The 15,776-nt window shown below is 58.2% G+C and carries 20 protein-coding genes, 1 tRNA gene and 1 pseudogene; 10 read left to right on the top strand and 12 right to left on the bottom strand.

All coding sequences use genetic code 11. The annotated features are described in order from the left end of the window. Positions 1 to 26 precede the first annotated feature (26 nt). Positions 27 to 839, top strand: a complete 813-nt coding sequence (locus FN828_RS07380) for a DODA-type extradiol aromatic ring-opening family dioxygenase (RefSeq protein ID WP_142492765.1) — start codon at positions 27 to 29, stop codon at positions 837 to 839. A 64-nt stretch (positions 840 to 903) separates the two neighbouring features. Here FN828_RS07380 and FN828_RS07375 read toward each other — a convergent pair whose 3' ends face one another. From FN828_RS07375 to dgcN, 3 genes are all read right to left on the bottom strand, one after another. Beyond that, complete coding sequence (locus FN828_RS07375) at positions 904 to 1,767, bottom strand: D-amino-acid transaminase (RefSeq protein ID WP_142492764.1); 864 nt, start codon at positions 1,765 to 1,767, stop codon at positions 904 to 906. 11 nt (positions 1,768 to 1,778) lie between these two features. Further along, positions 1,779 to 2,744, bottom strand: coding sequence for an N-acetyl-D-Glu racemase DgcA (dgcA, locus tag FN828_RS07370; protein WP_142492763.1), 966 nt, complete (start codon positions 2,742 to 2,744; stop codon positions 1,779 to 1,781). Between the two features lie 79 nt (positions 2,745 to 2,823). Further along, positions 2,824 to 3,825 (bottom strand): N-acetyltransferase DgcN, encoded by a 1,002-nt coding sequence (gene dgcN, locus FN828_RS07365; protein ID WP_142492762.1) that lies wholly within the window; start codon positions 3,823 to 3,825, stop codon positions 2,824 to 2,826. A 276-nt stretch (positions 3,826 to 4,101) separates the two neighbouring features. On the opposite strand from dgcN, the gene FN828_RS07360 reads away from it, so the two are divergent. Further along, the gene (locus tag FN828_RS07360) at positions 4,102 to 5,061 is read left to right on the top strand and encodes an L-malyl-CoA/beta-methylmalyl-CoA lyase (RefSeq protein WP_142492761.1); all 960 of its coding nucleotides are present in this window, start codon (positions 4,102 to 4,104) and stop codon (positions 5,059 to 5,061) included. A 68-nt stretch (positions 5,062 to 5,129) separates the two neighbouring features. Here FN828_RS07360 and FN828_RS07355 read toward each other — a convergent pair whose 3' ends face one another. After that, positions 5,130 to 5,582: an Lrp/AsnC family transcriptional regulator gene (locus tag FN828_RS07355; RefSeq protein ID WP_142492760.1), complete on the bottom strand. Its 453-nt coding sequence runs from the start codon at positions 5,580 to 5,582 to the stop codon at positions 5,130 to 5,132. Positions 5,583 to 5,654: 72 nt separating this feature from the next. Here FN828_RS07355 and FN828_RS07350 point away from each other — a divergent pair, with 72 nt between their 5' ends. The 3 genes from FN828_RS07350 (at position 5,655) to FN828_RS07340 (ending at position 7,935) form a co-directional block, all read left to right on the top strand. Then, entirely contained in the window at positions 5,655 to 6,242 is a 588-nt protein-coding gene (locus FN828_RS07350; RefSeq protein WP_142492759.1) for a LysE family translocator, read from the top strand. A 9-nt stretch (positions 6,243 to 6,251) separates the two neighbouring features. Then, positions 6,252 to 6,869 carry a hypothetical protein gene (locus FN828_RS07345; RefSeq protein WP_142492758.1) on the top strand — a complete coding sequence of 206 codons (618 nt, stop codon included), beginning with the start codon at positions 6,252 to 6,254 and terminating at the stop codon, positions 6,867 to 6,869. A gap of 103 nt (positions 6,870 to 6,972) precedes the next feature. Further along, positions 6,973 to 7,935 (top strand): acetyl-CoA carboxylase carboxyltransferase subunit alpha, encoded by a 963-nt coding sequence (locus FN828_RS07340; protein WP_142492757.1) that lies wholly within the window; start codon positions 6,973 to 6,975, stop codon positions 7,933 to 7,935. Between the two features lie 6 nt (positions 7,936 to 7,941). Here FN828_RS07340 and FN828_RS07335 read toward each other — a convergent pair whose 3' ends face one another. The 3 genes from FN828_RS07335 to FN828_RS07325 form a co-directional block, all read right to left on the bottom strand. Beyond that, complete coding sequence (locus FN828_RS07335) at positions 7,942 to 8,487, bottom strand: hypothetical protein (RefSeq protein WP_221930536.1); 546 nt, start codon at positions 8,485 to 8,487, stop codon at positions 7,942 to 7,944. 74 nt (positions 8,488 to 8,561) lie between these two features. Continuing rightward, entirely contained in the window at positions 8,562 to 9,209 is a 648-nt protein-coding gene (locus tag FN828_RS07330; protein WP_142492796.1) for a GntR family transcriptional regulator, read from the bottom strand. Positions 9,210 to 9,240: 31 nt separating this feature from the next. Further along, positions 9,241 to 9,933: a M48 family metallopeptidase gene (locus tag FN828_RS07325; RefSeq protein ID WP_142492755.1), complete on the bottom strand. Its 693-nt coding sequence runs from the start codon at positions 9,931 to 9,933 to the stop codon at positions 9,241 to 9,243. Positions 9,934 to 10,048: 115 nt separating this feature from the next. Here FN828_RS07325 and FN828_RS07320 point away from each other — a divergent pair, with 115 nt between their 5' ends. After that, complete coding sequence (locus tag FN828_RS07320; protein WP_142492754.1) at positions 10,049 to 10,369, top strand: TIGR02300 family protein; 321 nt, start codon at positions 10,049 to 10,051, stop codon at positions 10,367 to 10,369. A 126-nt stretch (positions 10,370 to 10,495) separates the two neighbouring features. Next, positions 10,496 to 10,571 (top strand) — tRNA-Ala (locus FN828_RS07315). A gap of 511 nt (positions 10,572 to 11,082) precedes the next feature. Here FN828_RS07315 and FN828_RS20805 read toward each other — a convergent pair. The 4 genes and pseudogenes from FN828_RS20805 to FN828_RS20465 form a co-directional block, all read right to left on the bottom strand. Next, a pseudogene (locus FN828_RS20805) lies at positions 11,083 to 12,105 on the bottom strand (recombinase family protein); the annotation flags it as partial. After that, a complete protein-coding gene (locus tag FN828_RS07305; protein WP_142492753.1) occupies positions 12,102 to 12,449 on the bottom strand; it encodes a hypothetical protein in 348 nt (115 codons plus the stop codon). The pseudogene FN828_RS20805 and the gene FN828_RS07305, both read right to left, overlap by 4 nt. A 54-nt stretch (positions 12,450 to 12,503) precedes the next feature. Continuing rightward, positions 12,504 to 13,205 (bottom strand): hypothetical protein, encoded by a 702-nt coding sequence (locus FN828_RS07300; protein WP_142492752.1) that lies wholly within the window; start codon positions 13,203 to 13,205, stop codon positions 12,504 to 12,506. 23 nt (positions 13,206 to 13,228) lie between these two features. Continuing rightward, positions 13,229 to 13,405 carry a hypothetical protein gene (locus FN828_RS20465; protein WP_185958964.1) on the bottom strand — a complete coding sequence of 59 codons (177 nt, stop codon included), beginning with the start codon at positions 13,403 to 13,405 and terminating at the stop codon, positions 13,229 to 13,231. A 469-nt stretch (positions 13,406 to 13,874) separates the two neighbouring features. On the opposite strand from FN828_RS20465, the gene FN828_RS07295 reads away from it, so the two are divergent. The 3 genes from FN828_RS07295 (at position 13,875) to FN828_RS07285 (ending at position 14,861) form a co-directional block, all read left to right on the top strand. Next, the gene (locus FN828_RS07295) at positions 13,875 to 14,054 is read left to right on the top strand and encodes a hypothetical protein (RefSeq protein WP_142492751.1); all 180 of its coding nucleotides are present in this window, start codon (positions 13,875 to 13,877) and stop codon (positions 14,052 to 14,054) included. Between the two features lie 20 nt (positions 14,055 to 14,074). Next, complete coding sequence (locus FN828_RS20985) at positions 14,075 to 14,260, top strand: helix-turn-helix domain-containing protein (RefSeq protein WP_268987204.1); 186 nt, start codon at positions 14,075 to 14,077, stop codon at positions 14,258 to 14,260. A gap of 145 nt (positions 14,261 to 14,405) precedes the next feature. Then, positions 14,406 to 14,861 carry a hypothetical protein gene (locus FN828_RS07285; RefSeq protein WP_142492750.1) on the top strand — a complete coding sequence of 152 codons (456 nt, stop codon included), beginning with the start codon at positions 14,406 to 14,408 and terminating at the stop codon, positions 14,859 to 14,861. 223 nt (positions 14,862 to 15,084) lie between these two features. On the opposite strand, the gene FN828_RS07280 is transcribed toward FN828_RS07285, so the two are convergent. Next, positions 15,085 to 15,750 (bottom strand): TetR/AcrR family transcriptional regulator, encoded by a 666-nt coding sequence (locus tag FN828_RS07280; RefSeq protein WP_142492749.1) that lies wholly within the window; start codon positions 15,748 to 15,750, stop codon positions 15,085 to 15,087. Between the last annotated feature and the right edge of the window lie 26 nt (positions 15,751 to 15,776).

The following is a 15,776-nucleotide window of genomic DNA, read 5'->3' as shown; positions in this document are numbered from 1 at the left end:
GTTCCTCATTTCACCCAGAGGCCCAAATGACACAGACGCTTCCGACCTACTTTATCTCGCATGGTGGCGGCCCGTGGCCGTGGATTCCGCAAATGGCACAGGCCTTGGACCCGCTGGCACAATCGCTGGCCGCAATGCCCGCCGAAATCGGCACCACGCCCAAGGCAATCCTGATGATTTCCGGCCACTGGGAAGGCCCGGACTATGCCGTAATGCACTCTGCCCAGCCGCCGATGGTCTATGACTATTCCGGTTTTCCGCCTGAAACCTATCAGATCAAATACCCTGCCCCCGGCGCGCCGCAAATCGCTGAGCAGGCGGCTGACCTGATCCGCGCCGCCGGTCTGCCAACCCGGCTGGATGACAAACAGGGCTTTGATCACGGCACCTTTGTGCCTGCCTATGTGATGTATCCGCAGGCCAATATTCCGCTGTTTCAGGTGTCCATGCGGTCACATTACGATCCGGCGGAACATTTTGAACTGGGCCGCGCCCTAGCCCCGCTACGCGATCAGGGCGTGCTGATTGTCGGTTCGGGCCTGTCCTATCACAATCTGGGCCTGTTCGGACCGGGGGCCAAGGTTCCGTCAGATGAATTTGACAAATGGCTGACCACCACGCTGGCCCTGCCCCCCGCGCAACGGACCGAAGAATTGATGGGGTGGGAACTGGCCCCCTATGCTCGCACCTGTCACGCCCGCGAAGATCACCTTGTCCCGCTTTTCGCGGCCCTTGGCGCAGCGGAAAACGACCAGATGACCCAGACCTACCACCAGAAAGACATTTTTGGCGGCGTCACCGCATCCAGCTTCCGGTTCGATACCGCCCCGGCGGCCTGACCCCAAATACAAAAGGGCGCCCGCACCACGCGGACGCCCCTTTTTTCAAATCTACAGCAGACGATCAGATACCGGCCTTGCGGCTTTCATCCAGATAGATTTCGCGCAGGCGCGTTGCCACAGGGCCAACCTTGCCTTCGCCTACTTTCACGCCGTCCACTTCGATCACCGGCATCACGAATGCCGACGCCGAGGTAAAGAACGCCTCCTCCGCGCCTTGGGCTTCTTCGATGGTAAAGGGCCGCTCTTCGACCTCCATCTGTGCCTCGCGGGCGAATTTCAGCACCGCCGCGCGGGTGATCCCATGCAGAATGTCATTCGACAGGTTGCGAGTGATGATCTTACCGCCCTTGACAATATAGGTGTTGTTGCTGGTGCCTTCGGTCACGAAACCATCCTCGACCAGCCACGCATCATCGCAGCCCGCTTTCTTGGCCATCATCTTGCCCATCGACGGGTACAGCAATTGCACCGTCTTGATGTCCCGACGACCCCAGCGAATATCCTCGATCGAGATCACCTTGATCCCCTGCTTGGCCACAGGGTTATCGGCCAGACCGGGTTTGTTCTGGGTGAACAGCACCAGCGTCGGGCGGGTGGTTTCCGGGTCGGGGAATACGAAATCCCGGTCCCCCGGCGATCCGCGCGTGATCTGAAGGTAAACCATACCTTCCTCGATCCCATTGTCGGCCACCAGCTTGCGGTGAATTTCCAGCAGGTCGTCAAACTCGGCAGGCTTCTGAATGCCCAGCTCGTTCAGCGACCGCTCCAGCCGTTTCAGATGCCCATCAAAGTCGATCAGCTTACCGTCCAGCACGCTGGTCACTTCGTACACGCCGTCCGCCATCAGGAAGCCACGGTCGAAAATCGAAACCTTTGCTTCGGTTTCAGGCAGGTATTCACCGTTGACGAAAACGGTCCGGGTCATGGGCTTTCTCCTTATCCCCACAGGGCCGAAACAGGGGGATGGACCCCGTCGGCATCGAATTGCAAAGCATTATCGCGGTCTTCGGCCAACAAAAGCGGCCCGTCAAGGTCTGTTACCATCACACCCTGCGCCACCAGCGTCGCCGGGGCCATCGCCAGCGACGACCCGACCATGCAGCCCACCATCACCTTGTAACCCTCGCGCAGCGCCTGTTCGCGTAGCGCCAATGCCTCGGTCAGGCCGCCGGTTTTGTCCAGCTTGATGTTGACCACATCGTACTTGCCCTTCAGATGCGGCAGGCTGGCCCGGTCGTGACAGCTTTCATCGGCACATACCGGCACAGGCCGGTCCATCCCGATCAGCGCCTCGTCCTCGGATGCGGGCAGCGGCTGTTCCACCAAGGCCACCCCCAAACGCACCAGATGCGGAGCCAGATCGGCATAGACATCCGCGCTCCAGCCTTCATTCGCGTCTACGATGATCTGTGATTTCGGCGCACCCGCGCGGACCGCTTCCAGTCGGGGCATATCGTCCGGCGTCCCCAGCTTGATCTTCAACAGCGGGCGGAACGCGTTCTTTTCCGCCTGCACCCGCATCGCTTCGGGCGTGTCCAGCGACAAGGTATAGGCCGTGATCTCTGGTCCCGGCACCGGCAGCCCGGCCAGTTCCCAGACCCGCTTGCCTGTTTGCTTGGCTTCCAGATCCCACAAGGCGCAATCCACAGCGTTCCGCGCCGCGCCTGCGGGCAGCAATTCCTGCAACATGCCGCGCGTCACCTCTGACGGCAGGCCCAGAATTTCCTGCGTGACCGAATCCAGTGTTTCGTCATAACGCGCATAAGGCACACATTCGCCCCAGCCCGTCACGCCATCCCGCGTGATCCGAACCGTCAGCACCTGCGCTTCGGTCCGGCTGCCCCGGCTGATGGTGAACACCTGCGCCAGACGGAAAATATCGCGCTCCACGGTAATCGTCATGACACCGCCCCCTGCTTCTTTCTGATTCCAAATACTCAAACGGCCGAACCGCGCCCCGCGCGATCCGGCCGCCATTTCATCAGATCGCTTCCAAAGCGTCCACCAGCTTGCCTGCGCCAAACCGGAACGGATCGGTCGCAGGCAGGCCCAAGTCAGCCTCGACGCTTGCCAGATAAGCCTTGGCCTCATCCTCGGCCATGTGCTGCGTGTTGATCGCATAGCCCACCACAACACAGGCCGGGTTCGCCACCTGTGCCAGTGTCAGCGCCATATCACGCACAGCCGTCAGGCTGGGCAGGCGATAGCCCGGCAAACCGCGCATGTGGTCGCGGGTCGGTTCGTGGCACACGATCAGCGCATCGGGTTGACCGCCATGCACCAGCGCCATCGTCACACCGGAATAGGACACATGGAACAGGCTGCCCTGACCTTCGATGATATCCCAGTGGTTCGGATCATTATCCGGGGTCAGATATTCGATGGACCCGGCCATGAAATCCGCGATCACGGCATCCAGCGGCACGCCATCGCCAGTGATCAGAATGCCGGTCTGGCCGGTGGCGCGGAAATCCGCATCCATACCGCGGGCGCGCATTTCTTTTTCCACGCACAGCGCGGTGTACATCTTGCCAACCGAACAATCGGTGCCAACGGCCAGACAGCGCTTGCCGGTGCGCTTCACACCATTGGCGATCGGGTATTTCACCGACGGAATACGCACGTCATGCAGGGTCCGCCCGCAGGCTTCGGCCACGGCCACCAGATCGGGTTCGTCGCGCAGCAGGTTGTGCAGGCCCGATGCCAGATCGAAGCCTTCTTCCAGTGCTGCCACCAGCACTTTTTTCCACGCCGGGCTGATAATGCCGCCCCGGTTGGCCACGCCGATCACCAGCGTTTTCGCGCCTGCGGCTTTGGCCTCTTCCAGCGTCATATCGGTCAGTTTCATGTCGGCCTTGCAGCCTTCCATGCGGAACTGGCCTACGGCAAATTCAGGGCGCCAGTCCTTGATGCCCTGCGCCACTTTGGCCGCCAGTTGGTCGGGCGCATCGCCCAGAAACAGAAGATACGGTGTCTCGATCATGTCACGCCCTCAGCTTTGTGTGTCAGGCATCAGTCTTCCGCAGATTCTCTGGAAAATGCTTGCAAAAGCGACGATTGCGCCGCGCTGCACGCACATTTCTTCGAACATTACCTGATTTTTGCGCAGTTTCTTCCGTTCATGTCATGAATGCTGCCTCATATCTGCCGCGCCGCAGCAGGTCTTGCCGCAACCGCAAAATTCACTTGCGAACATTCACGCAATTTAATAACCCTCACCCCCAGAAAATCGTAATTTCCTTACCCAAGAGGACCGATCATGAGCTTCCGCCTTCAGCCCACGCCGATTGCCCGCCCGAACCGCTGCCAATTGTTCGGACCGGGGTCGAACACCAAACTTTTCGCGAAAATGGCCGCCTCGGCTGCGGATGTGATCAATCTGGATCTGGAAGATTCGGTCGCCCCCACGGACAAGGACATGGCCCGCGCCAATATCATTCAGGCGATCAGCGAATATGACTGGGGCAACAAAACCCTGTCGGTGCGGATCAATTCTTTGGACACGCCCTATTGGTACAAGGACGTGGTGGACCTGCTGGAACAGGCGGGCGAACGTCTGGATCAGATCATGATCCCCAAGGTTGGCTGCGCCGAAGACGTCTATGCCGTTGATGCGCTGGTGACTGCCATCGAACGCGCCAAAGGCCGCACCAAGAAAATCAACTTCGAGGTGATCATCGAATCCGCCGCCGGTATCGCCCATGTCGAAGAAATCGCTGCCGCGTCGCCCCGTCTGGTGGCGATGTCGCTGGGCGCGGCTGACTTTGCCGCTTCGATGGGGATGCAGACCACCGGCATCGGCGGCACGCAGGAAAACTACTATATGCTGCGCGAAGGCGCGAAATACTGGTCCGATCCGTGGCACTGGGCGCAGGCCGCCATCGTCGCCGCCTGCCGCACGCACGGCGTTCTGCCCGTAGACGGCCCGTTCGGCGATTTCTCGGATGACGAAGGCTTCATCGCACAGGCCAAACGTTCGGCCACGCTGGGCATGGTCGGTAAATGGGCCATCCACCCCAAACAAATCGCGCTGGCCAATCAGGTATTCACCCCATCGGACGAAGCCGTGGCCGAGGCCCGCGAAATTCTGGCAGCGATGGAACAGGCCAAAGCCAACGGCGAAGGCGCAACCGTCTACAAGGGCCGTCTGGTCGACATCGCGTCAATCAAACAGGCCGAGGTGATCGTGGCCCAGTCCGAGCTGATCGCAAACAGCTAATCGACGCTATACGATTTGGATTGGCGGCCCTTCCGGGGCCGCTTTTCTTTTGCGTCATCTACGGCCTATCAGGCCCGATCATCCTTGGGCGATCCCATCACCACATAGGATGTAATCGACGCCACCTGTGGCAATGTCCCCAGCACGTCGGTGTGGAACCGTTTATATGCTGCCAGATCCTTTGCTTCGACCCGCAGCAGATATTCCACAGTTCCGGTGATGTTGTGGCATTCCCGCACTTCGGGGGCCAGGGCAATCGAACGCTCGAACCCCTCTTGCGCGGCCTTGGTGTGCAGGCTTAGGCCCACCGCGATATAGGCCACGAACCCCACGCCCATCGCCTGCGGGTTCAGAACCGCGCGATAGCCTTGGATCACGCCAGATCGTTCCAATTCCTGCACCCGCCGCAGGCAGGCCGAAGGCGACAACCCCACCCGATCCGCCAGTTCCAGATTGCTGATGCGGCCATCGCGCGACAGTTCTCGCAATATTCGCTGATTTATCTGGTCTATTTTCATCATTTATTGCTCAGTTTCTATATTCACGCATCAAATAGCAATTTAACTGCGCTATACCCACAATATTTTCAGCGCATGAATACTGATCTCCTCTCTGCTTTGGCGGCTTTCGCCTTTGTGACCTCGATCACTCCGGGGCCGAATAACCTGATGCTGATGACATCCGGCGCAAATTACGGCTTCCGCCGCACGATCCCGCATATGCTGGGCGTCGGAATCGGGTTTACCGTCATGGTGGTGATTGTCGGGCTGGGCCTGATGCAGGTGTTTGACGCGGTCCCCATCACCCATACGATCCTGAAATATGCCGGAATGGCCTATCTTCTGTGGCTGGCGTGGAAAATCGCCCATGCGGAAATGCCAGACACCACCGCCCCCAAGGGCAAACCGATGACATTCATTCAGGCCGCGCTGTTTCAGTGGGTGAACCCGAAAGCGTGGCAAATGGCGCTGACGGCCATCACACTTTACGCCCCGGATCGCAGCCTGCTGTCCATTGTTCTGGTCGGGGTGGTGTTCGGGATGGTCAACCTGCCGTCGGTCAGCACATGGACGGTGTTGGGGCAACAACTGCGCCGCATTCTGTCCTCGCGCCGCCGTCTGATCGTGTTCAACTACAGCATGGCGCTTCTTCTTGTGGCGACTCTGGTGCCGGTGATGTAGGCTTGGGGTATGCACCTGACCTGCCTGCATACCGCCCATGTTCATTGCGCCACCTTCGATGGCCTGCGGGATCGGATTGCGCCCGAGACACCACTGACCCACATTGTCCGCAAGGATTGGCTGGCCCGCGCCCAGACCGGCATTGACGATGCGCTTCGGGCAGAAATCACTGAAACCATTCAGGGGATTGATACCCCGGTGATTTGCACCTGCACCACGCTGGGCGAAATCGCCGAAGCTGCGGGGGCCATTCGCATTGACCGCCCGATGATGCACCGTGCGGCGGAAAATACCGGGGATATTTTGCTGGTGTTCTGTCTGGCATCCACCGAAGCGCCCAGCCACACCCTGTTGCAACAGGAATTGGACGCCGCCGACAGCCCCCATACCATTGCCCCGCTACTGCTGGATCGGTTGTGGCCCCTGTTTGAACAGGGCCGCCCCCATGCCTTTGCCCGTGGTATCGCAGCCGAAATTCGCACAGCCCTCAGCCAACGCCCCGGCATCCGCACGGTGGTGCTGGCACAAGCGTCAATGGCCGGGGCCGCCAGCCTGCTATCCGATCTGCCGATCCCGGTCCTGTCCTCGCCAGTTCTGGCGCTGAAAGAAGGGCTGGCGCGGCTGTAAATGCACCATTTACCGCCGTTATATTTACCCCGAAAATCTTGCCATGTTGCATCTGGACGCCGGGGAAGCCATATATCCAGCCAAATATCGTGGAGACCGATGGATGACCAACTACCTCGACTTTGAACGCCCGCTTGCGGAAATCGAAGGCAAAGCCGAAGAGCTGCGGGCTATGGCCCGGCAGAACGAGGAAATGGACATCGAGGCCGAAGCCGCCGCGCTGGACAAAAAAGCCGGTGAACTGCTGAAAGACCTGTACAAGAACCTGACCCCGTGGCGGAAATGTCAGGTGGCCCGCCATCCTGATCGCCCCCATTGCAAAGATTACATCGACGCGCTGTTCACCGAATACACGCCGCTGGCCGGGGACCGGAACTTTGCCGACGACCACGCCGTTATGGGCGGTCTGGCGCGGTTCAACGATCAGCCGGTGATGGTGATCGGTCAGGAAAAGGGCAATGACACCAAATCCCGGATCGAACGCAATTTCGGCATGGCCCGCCCCGAAGGCTATCGCAAGGCCATCCGCCTGATGGAAATGGCTGACAAATTCGGCCTGCCCGTGATCACGCTGGTGGACACCCCCGGCGCCTATCCGGGCAAAGGCGCGGAAGAACGCGGCCAATCCGAGGCTATCGCCCGCAGCACGGAAAAATGCCTGCAAATCGGTGTGCCGCTGGTCAGCATCATCATCGGCGAAGGCGGATCAGGCGGGGCAGTGGCCTTTGCCACGGCAAACCGCGTAGCGATGTTGGAACATTCGGTCTATTCGGTCATCACACCCGAAGGCTGCGCCTCGATCCTGTGGAAGGATTCCGAGAAGATGCGCGAGGCCGCCGAAGCCATGCGCCTGACCGCCAAGGATCTGAAAACCCTTGCCGTAATTGATCAGATCATCCCCGAACCGCTGGGCGGTGCCCACCGCGACCCGCAGGCCGCCATCACCGCTGTCGGCAAAACCATCGAAACGATGCTGGCTGATCTGACCGGAAAGTCGGGCAAGAAACTAATTGCCGACCGGCGCAAGAAATTCCTGGATATCGGCGACAAGGGGCTGGCGGCCTAAACCGCCTTACCCCTGCCCTTCGATCACGGCTTCGATCCCCAGCGACGCAATCAGTTCGTAATACCCCAGCAGGACCGCGACGAAGAATACGATCAGGATCAGTTCGTATTTGAAATGATGCGCATGAAAGAACGACCTGTCCCGGTGGTGCAGCACGTCCATCAATTCATCCCCGAACCGGATGGACAGGAACGTTCCCACCCCGGACAGGGCGATCACCCCCCAATAGGGCCAAGGAGAAATCAGGATCTGGTGCAACAGACGCGTCAGGATCGTGGTGTCATAATACTGCGGCACCATTGCCAGAACCGTCCCGTTCAACCCGATGGCAAGCGCCCAAACGGCCACCTCGGACAGCACCATGCGAATGCCAAACAGTACGCGCAGCGGGAAATCCAGCAGGAACCCGGCATCCGCAATCGGCGTACACAGCACGAAAAAGCTCCATGTCAGGCCCGCGGCCACGCCGCCCGTGGCGAAATCATACTTGAGCCCCAGATACAGGAAATACCCCACCAGCACCGCGCATAGCAGCGCAAATTTAATAGTCACCTGTGATTTCGGATGTTTGGCCTGATGCAACATACACCGGATCATGCGCGTTTTGACAGCACACGCAAGCCGGATCAGCCCGCCAGCATCTTCAGCCCCTGCGTCACATCGGACCGCACTGCCAAGCGCAATCCCGGTTCATCCCCCGCCTTCAACGCGGCGATGATCAGTCTGTGATACTGTGGCGGGTCTTTGCGGCGCAAACGCCCGTATAGCGCCCGCATCGTTGGCCCCATTTGCAGCCAAACGGTTTCTGTCATCGCCAGCATCGCCGGAGCCTGCGCCCGCAAATACAGGGTCCGGTGAAATTCCAGATTGGTGCGGATATATCCGACCGCATCCTGCTGCACGACCATTTCAGACACGGTGTTGTTGATCATCTGCAAACGATCAATCAGCGCCAAATGCGCACGCGGCAGCGCCCGGCTGGCCAGTTCCACTTCCAGCAGCGACCGCAACACCGCCAGTTCTTCGATCCGTTCATTCGACAATTCCGGCGTCGACACCCGCCCGGACGAAGACATCTGCAATGCCCCTTCGGCCACCAGCCTGTTCACCGCTTCGCGGGCCGGGGTCATCGACACGTCAAATTCCCGTCCGACACCGCGCAAGGTCAGCGATTGTCCCGGCGCAATTTCCCCGTGCATGATACGGCTGCGCAGCCCGCGATACACACGATCATGGGCAGACGGGGCCGGGTCTTGTCTGGGGTTTATCAGCATGGCTTGCTTGTGATCACAAACATGCGCCCCGTCAATCACCAAAGCGATAGCGATGCAAATGCTGCCCATTCTGTCGCAGCCAATTCCGTGGCCCATCATAGGGACCATGCAATTGCACCACCATATCCCAGAACGCCTGAGAATGGTTCATCTGCGCCAGATGCGCGACCTCGTGCGCGGCGACATAATTCAGCACCTCGGGCGGGGCCAGAATCAGCCGCCAAGAATACATCAACCCACCGCTGGACGAACACGACCCCCAACGCGAGCGCGTGTCACGCAGCGTAATTCCACGATACGACCGCCCCAACCGCCCCGCATACAGATCAGAGGCCGCCAGCAATCGTTCACGCGCCAATTCACGCAGGAACCCGGCCAGCCGCGCCGAAGCGCGGGCCGGATCTCCGGGAACGCCAAGCCGTTCGTTTTCCAACAGCACCCGCCTGCCAGACACTGTTCCGATCCGTCGCAATTGTCCTTCGACGGGAATATCTACGCCGGGCGCTATCTCCACTAAATCGGGTTGTTTTTCCAGATGTGACCGAATCCATTCGGCCTTTTCATGGGCAAAATCCAACGCTTCACGCTCTCGGACACCTTTGGGCAGGGTCAGTACAACACGCCCATCCAGCCCCGAAACACGCAGCGAAATCCGCCGCGCACGGGCAGAACGGCGCAAATGCACCGGAATAGGGGGGTTGCCGGGCAGGACATGATGCCCCATATCGCCTCCTGTCTGCGAATCCGCCAAAGACCCGTGAAAGCCTTTGACACACGTGGCCTGTTATGGCAGTTGGCGCGGATTGTCGTAAAGACCACAAGGATAAAGGGGATTACCCATGCCCAAGGAAGAATGGGGCACGAAGCGCGTATGCCCGACCACTGGCAAGCGGTTCTATGACCTGAACAAAAACCCGATCGTCAGCCCATATACAGGCGAAGTCGTGGAATTGAATATCGGCAAAAGCCGTATGATCGCGGCAGATGCCGAAGATGCCGCAACCAAGAAAATGCGCGCGTCCGATGCAGATTCCGATTCGGATGTGTTGGATGATGATGTCGATGTCGATCTGGACGACGATCTGCTGGATGATGACGACGATGATGATAACGTCTCGTTGGACGAACTGGCCGATGTCGCATCGGATGACGACGACTGATTAACGCCTGTTCCGGGCCAGTTTGGCCCGGTTCAAAAAACTTTCACCGGGGCGGAATTTTCCGCTTGATCCCGCCCCCGGCATCCCATAGACAGCGGCGCACGGACTGGAACGGTCCGATGGTTTGGGGCCTTAGCTCAGCTGGGAGAGCGCTTGCATGGCATGCAAGAGGTCAGGGGTTCGATCCCCCTAGGCTCCACCAAATCGCACTTTTGTGTTGAAAAATCCGCTAACACCTTGAATGGAAAGGTGATTTTAGCGGTTCGATAACCTCCATCACGGCTGTACCGCAGAGGCTCTGCGAAAGCCAATTTCAGCACAGTTCTCTTGAAGGCGAATCCGCCTTTTTCATAAAGAAACCAAGGGTTTCCCAGAAAAGTTAGGGCGTGTTCGATAAATTCCTCTAGGCGTCCCTTCGGAGGCACAATTTGCGCCGCATGTTCTGAAAGCCTGATCTTCTGACGCTCTAGCTTTTCGATGCGCGCTTCATACGCCTGAATGACAGACGGGCTCGACGCTTCGACGATCCGATCAAGGAGCGCCTCGGTCTGGCAGTCGATGTCCTTGATCTGGGACTCTAGCGTCTTTCTGGCGCTACGCGCCTCAGTAAGACGCATTTCCCAAACGTCGATGAACATGGCCCTGACCAGATCGAAGAGCTGCGTGGCAGGTTGCAGAGAGCGAAGAATCGCTTCTGCTCCGTTTTCGATATCGGCACGCGGGATAGATTTACGTTTTGATACGCAATCGCGAGTGTCACAGAGGTAGTAGGCGTAGGGCTTATTGCGTCCCTTCGACCAGCAGGACGTCATAGGCTCCCCGCAATCGTCACACAGCACAAATCCGCGCAGCGGGAAGTCCTTGTTGATATCTTTGCGCGCGGGAGCGTTGGCATTGCCTTTGAGGCGCTCTTGGATGCGCTCATGGGTGGCGAAGCTGATAAGGGGTTCATGATGCCCTTTGCGCAGGCTGACGCCCCAATTGGGAGCCCCGACATATCCCGCATAGGTCGGACGTTCGAGGATTTCTCTGACCTTCGTGATACGAACGCTGCCATCTTTGGATGACTTCGGAAAATCCGGTTTGGATTCGAAAAAGCGCATCACTTCGCTCTGGGATGCAAACCGCCCGTCTGCATAGCCTTGCAGTGCCTCGGCAATGATCGAAGCAACAGGCTCGTCACGGACGAGCAGTTTGCCATGCACGCGATCCTTCGCGTAGCGGTAGCCTACAGGCGCAGGGAAGACGTTATAGCCTTTCTCGACCCGCGCCGCCATTTTTTGGATCACCTGCCGCCTGTTTTGCTCGCGTTCCAGCTCGCCTTGGGCCGCGAAGATCGTTTCGACGAATTTGCCCTCGGGCGTATCGTCGAGCTTGAAGTTCAAGCATTCGATCCGAGCGCCGCGATGCTGGAATTCGCGCCGCAACTTGATGTGAAACTCGGTGTCCCGCGCGAAACGCTTGAGATCATCGAAGATGACCACGTAATCCTTGTCAGGCTGTGCATCGAGGTAACTGAGAAGCGCGACCATGCCAGGGCGCTTCATGAAGTCCCCGCCGCCCGACACATCGTCGGGGAACACGGCTTCGACCTCGTAGCCTTGCGCAGCCGCATATTGGCGGCAACGATGCTCCTGACCTTCGAGGCCGCTGCCTTCGGTCTTCTGCTTTGTGCTGGACACGCGGCAGTAGATGACCGCGCGCGTGTCCCCTTGTTCAATGTTTTTGTTCGTCATTCTACCTCCAGACCGCCCATCGGGCCGGAATTTCTATTGGTTCCAAGATTGAGCTGCTCCTTCGATCCTACCCGATCCAAGGCCGCTTTGGGGCTCTGAGTGCGGTTTTCGACCTCTTTTCCACTGAATTCTTCCAGCGGACGCACCTCAAATCCCAGATCGCTGATTGCGAGGATGATAGACAGAAGCCCCCGCAGGAAGTTTTCTTTCTGCTCTGGCGTCAGGTCTGAGGCATCAAGGTGCGCTTGATACTTTGCGACGTCTATTTCCACGATGCGCTGCGCCGAAGAGGCGAAATTCTCAGATAGGCTGGTGCCGTTGCCGTTTCTGATATCGTCTTTCATCGTCTTACCTTTCTGGGCAGCGCAAGCGATGCCCTATCTTTAAGTATACAAGGTTTAGCGGTATTCCTGCAAAAACCGTATAGATTTTGTGGTTATTGGTTTGGTCGGCTCGGCGAGCGCTTCATCGAGTTTCAGCTTGAAAAGCGTCGGCCTGGTCAGGTCGCCGAAGATGCTGGCAAGGCGGGTCAGTTTGCCGTCATGCTGGAGCATCACGTCATGGCCCGTCTTGTGGTTCGGCAGGATCAGAACGTCCTGAATTCCGTCTCGCGCGAACCGTTTGGGCAGACCATACGTCCCGCGCCGCAGCGTCAGGGTTTCTCGATCCACAGCGATCCTGACGTGTTCCCGATTGGTCAGGTACGTGTAGAGGTCGAACAGCCCCGAATGGCGAAACACGGTGACGCCTCCGAGGAAGGCGAGCGCCAGTCCCCAGCCGTGCAGGCTTTCCAGCGGCACGTCGAGCGTACCCTGTTCAATCACGTCGCCCAGGCGGGCGACCGCATTCGAGAGGCCCGCAACGACCGTGTTGCCAAACTCCAGAAAGATATTGGCGTTCGGATCGGGCGGGGTGTCGGGGCGATACTGCGCCACAAGGATCGCGGCAGCGCCGCCAAACCCGATGATCCGAAACACGGTTTTCAATTCATCGCCGCTCGACGGAAGCCGATGAGCGGCAGTCAGTTTTGCGCCAGCGCCATCGCGGACGAGGCGCGGCGTGCCGCTGATCTGGTCTTTCAGGGTTTCAAGAAGTTTCATCGTCAATCTCCTTTGGTCATGGATCAGTTGAAGAGTTGTCTTTGCAGCGCGGCCCAATTGACGGGCAGCATGGTGATGACGGGACAGGTCCAATTCGGGCCGAGATGGCTGCGCATCCCTTGAACGCCGATGTAGCGGCACTCATCGCAGCGCAGCCCGCCGCACCGATAGGTGACGAGCATGTGCGGCGTACCGAACATGACGACCACGGCGACTATCGAGGCGAGCGCCCAGCTTGCCCGCCGAGGGTGTTCGATGGACTCCTCTTAGGTATGCGCCCCGAAATACCTGAAAGGACAACAAAATCGGGGTTAAGACTGCCTGCAAGGTGTGTGATGTCCTACATATTCCAAAATAGGAATATGACATCACCACCTTGGCAAGGGGGCTCGCTGCGCGCCCCCGTTGCATCCCCCAGGCCGTGGCTCTTCCAGGGCATTGAACCCATTCCAGAGCCAGAAGATCGTATCGCCGATCAACCACTCGCAGGGCTTGGAGAAGTGCCTCTCCACCTGCACCGAACCATGCACGAACGTCTGCACTAGGTCGTGTAGGACAGGCATCCAGTGCCAGCCTTTTGGGTGCGGCGACGGCTGCTCCTGCGTCCGCAAGCAATGAATACTCTTTCTCCAATGAACCAAGAAAACCCAAGGCTCCACGGGATTTCGCATGACGATTTGGTGGCTTAACAACATTGCACGTGCGAATTTCGAGCGAGAGGAGCTGGCCAAACTGGCAGAGCAGTCAGATTGGATGAAGAGTCTATCTGTGACCCTTGGCGACGGAAACCTTGCCGCAGAATTTGACATCGAACACGGTGCCGCCGTTTATGAGCTTGTGTTGACATAGCGGCTGCACGACAGGACAAGGTGAAGTATCGGGGCAAGAAACCGAGCTATGACCGAGAGGCGCTGGGCGTAGTCGTGGACATGCTGGGCCAAGGAGCGGGGACATCGGAGATTGCGAAGGTCACTGGGCTGACGCGACAGACCGTGCTACGTATCAGGAAAGACCCAGTATCTGCACAGGCAGCATTGAGAAGATGGGGGCTGTAGAGGCTTGAATTCTCTACCGGATTTGTCCGCTCGGGCAACTAGCGCAGGCGTGAAATATCTAATCTAAGCCGTAAGTCTCTGCAGGGACTTGAATTATGCGAAGTGAGAGATACGCTGGCGCCTAATTAGAATGATGGAGATTGAAATGGCTGTACTTGAGGCGTTCTTGGTGAGCTTGGCTGCAAACGCGACCTATGGGCTAACTAACTACACTGTATCGAAAGTAATGGATGCAGTCAGGAAAGAGAAACCAGAATTGGAAGCCAAAGCCGAACAGGCCGTGGCATCGGGTAACGTTGGTGAGCTTCCAGACTTGGCGGCCGGAGCATTGGAGGTTGCCGCCGCAAGTGGAACTGTCGAAATCAGATCGGCGGCAATAGAAGCAGTTCGATCAGCAGTTTTCGATCACCAACATGGACACATTACCATAGGAGGCTCTCGAGTATACGCGCCAACGCTCCAGACGGGCGGATCGCATGGCGCGACAGGGCAAACCTCGATCACCGAGAACACATCGTTGAAGAGTGCCGGTACAGAGATCAAGATTGGTAAAGGAGCGTCAATTCGGATCACCGGAAATGCAAACATACGGCAAAACTAGTGCCCCACTAGTCGCCTCCGCGCCCGCCTAAATCATGGGCACCACAGAACCCAATGTTAGAGGGGCCCACAAACGCGCCCTACAGTGTTACAGTGTTACAGTGTTACAGTGACATGTACCAGACGCCAAGCTGGTAAAATATCAACCCATTGAAAACAATAGGATAAGCCGACAGCCACTCGATCCCCCTAGGCTCCACCAAATCATCCATGAAATCGGTTGTTTATGTGCCCAAGCAAGGCAGCGTTTTCCCTGTCGCATACCCTTTGTGCGCGGCGTATCGCGCCAAAAACACATCGACCGCACCATTGACCACCCGCTCTACCTGTTCCGGGGGAAACCGGGTTTCTATCCCAAAAACCGCGCGTGCAAAAATATCCGCCTTGCACAATTCCAAAAACTGATCCGCAGCTAGTTCCACATCGCTTACGGCAACCTCCCCACGCGCCGCCTCCTCGGCCAGATATTCGACCAAATGCCGCCGCGCCGTAAGTGGGCCTGATTCATAAAATTTTCGCCCCAGTTCAGGGAAACGATCAGCCTCGGCCACGCAGACCCGAAAAATCTGCTGTGAAAATTCTGACGTAAAAATCCCAATCATCTGCCGGGCCGCCATTGCCAGAACTTCCCGCACCGGCGCTGCGCGGTCGATAAGCATCAGCGTTTCCTGCGCCTGTCGGTTACACTCGCTACTGGCCACTTCCATGAACAACAGTCGCTTATCTGGGAAATAGCTGTACAAGGTGGCCTTGGACACGCCCGCCGCCCGCGCAATGGCATCCACGCTGGCCCCTTCAAAACCATCCCGCATGAACACGTCCCGCGCCCCGGCAAGAACCTGATCGAACTTGCGTCCCGTTCGATTGATGGGCTTTTGCGCCTGTTCCATGCCTGCGTCCCTACGTTCTGTTGAAA

Origin of the sequence: Thalassovita litoralis, assembly GCF_900182725.1 — a bacterium.
GTDB classification, from domain to species: domain Bacteria; phylum Pseudomonadota; class Alphaproteobacteria; order Rhodobacterales; family Rhodobacteraceae; genus Thalassobius; species Thalassobius litoralis.
This window is presented reverse-complemented; position numbering and strand designations above follow the sequence as displayed.

What these genes read in the sequence shown, in the direction of transcription:
- FN828_RS07380 (WP_142492765.1), top strand. Translation starts at nt 27, where the DNA reads ATGACACAGACGCTTCCGACCTACTTTATCTCGCATGGTGGCGGCCCG.
- FN828_RS07375 (WP_142492764.1), bottom strand. Translation starts at nt 1,767, where the DNA reads ATGACCCGGACCGTTTTCGTCAACGGTGAATACCTGCCTGAAACCGAA.
- dgcA (WP_142492763.1), bottom strand. Translation starts at nt 2,744, where the DNA reads ATGACGATTACCGTGGAGCGCGATATTTTCCGTCTGGCGCAGGTGTTC.
- dgcN (WP_142492762.1), bottom strand. Translation starts at nt 3,825, where the DNA reads ATGATCGAGACACCGTATCTTCTGTTTCTGGGCGATGCGCCCGACCAA.
- FN828_RS07360 (WP_142492761.1), top strand. Translation starts at nt 4,102, where the DNA reads ATGAGCTTCCGCCTTCAGCCCACGCCGATTGCCCGCCCGAACCGCTGC.
- FN828_RS07355 (WP_142492760.1), bottom strand. Translation starts at nt 5,582, where the DNA reads ATGATGAAAATAGACCAGATAAATCAGCGAATATTGCGAGAACTGTCG.
- FN828_RS07350 (WP_142492759.1), top strand. Translation starts at nt 5,655, where the DNA reads ATGAATACTGATCTCCTCTCTGCTTTGGCGGCTTTCGCCTTTGTGACC.
- FN828_RS07345 (WP_142492758.1), top strand. Translation starts at nt 6,252, where the DNA reads ATGCACCTGACCTGCCTGCATACCGCCCATGTTCATTGCGCCACCTTC.
- FN828_RS07340 (WP_142492757.1), top strand. Translation starts at nt 6,973, where the DNA reads ATGACCAACTACCTCGACTTTGAACGCCCGCTTGCGGAAATCGAAGGC.
- FN828_RS07330 (WP_142492796.1), bottom strand. Translation starts at nt 9,209, where the DNA reads ATGCTGATAAACCCCAGACAAGACCCGGCCCCGTCTGCCCATGATCGT.
- FN828_RS07325 (WP_142492755.1), bottom strand. Translation starts at nt 9,933, where the DNA reads ATGGGGCATCATGTCCTGCCCGGCAACCCCCCTATTCCGGTGCATTTG.
- FN828_RS07320 (WP_142492754.1), top strand. Translation starts at nt 10,049, where the DNA reads ATGCCCAAGGAAGAATGGGGCACGAAGCGCGTATGCCCGACCACTGGC.
- FN828_RS07305 (WP_142492753.1), bottom strand. Translation starts at nt 12,449, where the DNA reads ATGAAAGACGATATCAGAAACGGCAACGGCACCAGCCTATCTGAGAAT.
- FN828_RS07300 (WP_142492752.1), bottom strand. Translation starts at nt 13,205, where the DNA reads ATGAAACTTCTTGAAACCCTGAAAGACCAGATCAGCGGCACGCCGCGC.
- FN828_RS20465 (WP_185958964.1), bottom strand. Translation starts at nt 13,405, where the DNA reads ATGTTCGGTACGCCGCACATGCTCGTCACCTATCGGTGCGGCGGGCTG.
- FN828_RS07295 (WP_142492751.1), top strand. Translation starts at nt 13,875, where the DNA reads ATGACGATTTGGTGGCTTAACAACATTGCACGTGCGAATTTCGAGCGA.
- FN828_RS07285 (WP_142492750.1), top strand. Translation starts at nt 14,406, where the DNA reads ATGGCTGTACTTGAGGCGTTCTTGGTGAGCTTGGCTGCAAACGCGACC.
- FN828_RS07280 (WP_142492749.1), bottom strand. Translation starts at nt 15,750, where the DNA reads ATGGAACAGGCGCAAAAGCCCATCAATCGAACGGGACGCAAGTTCGAT.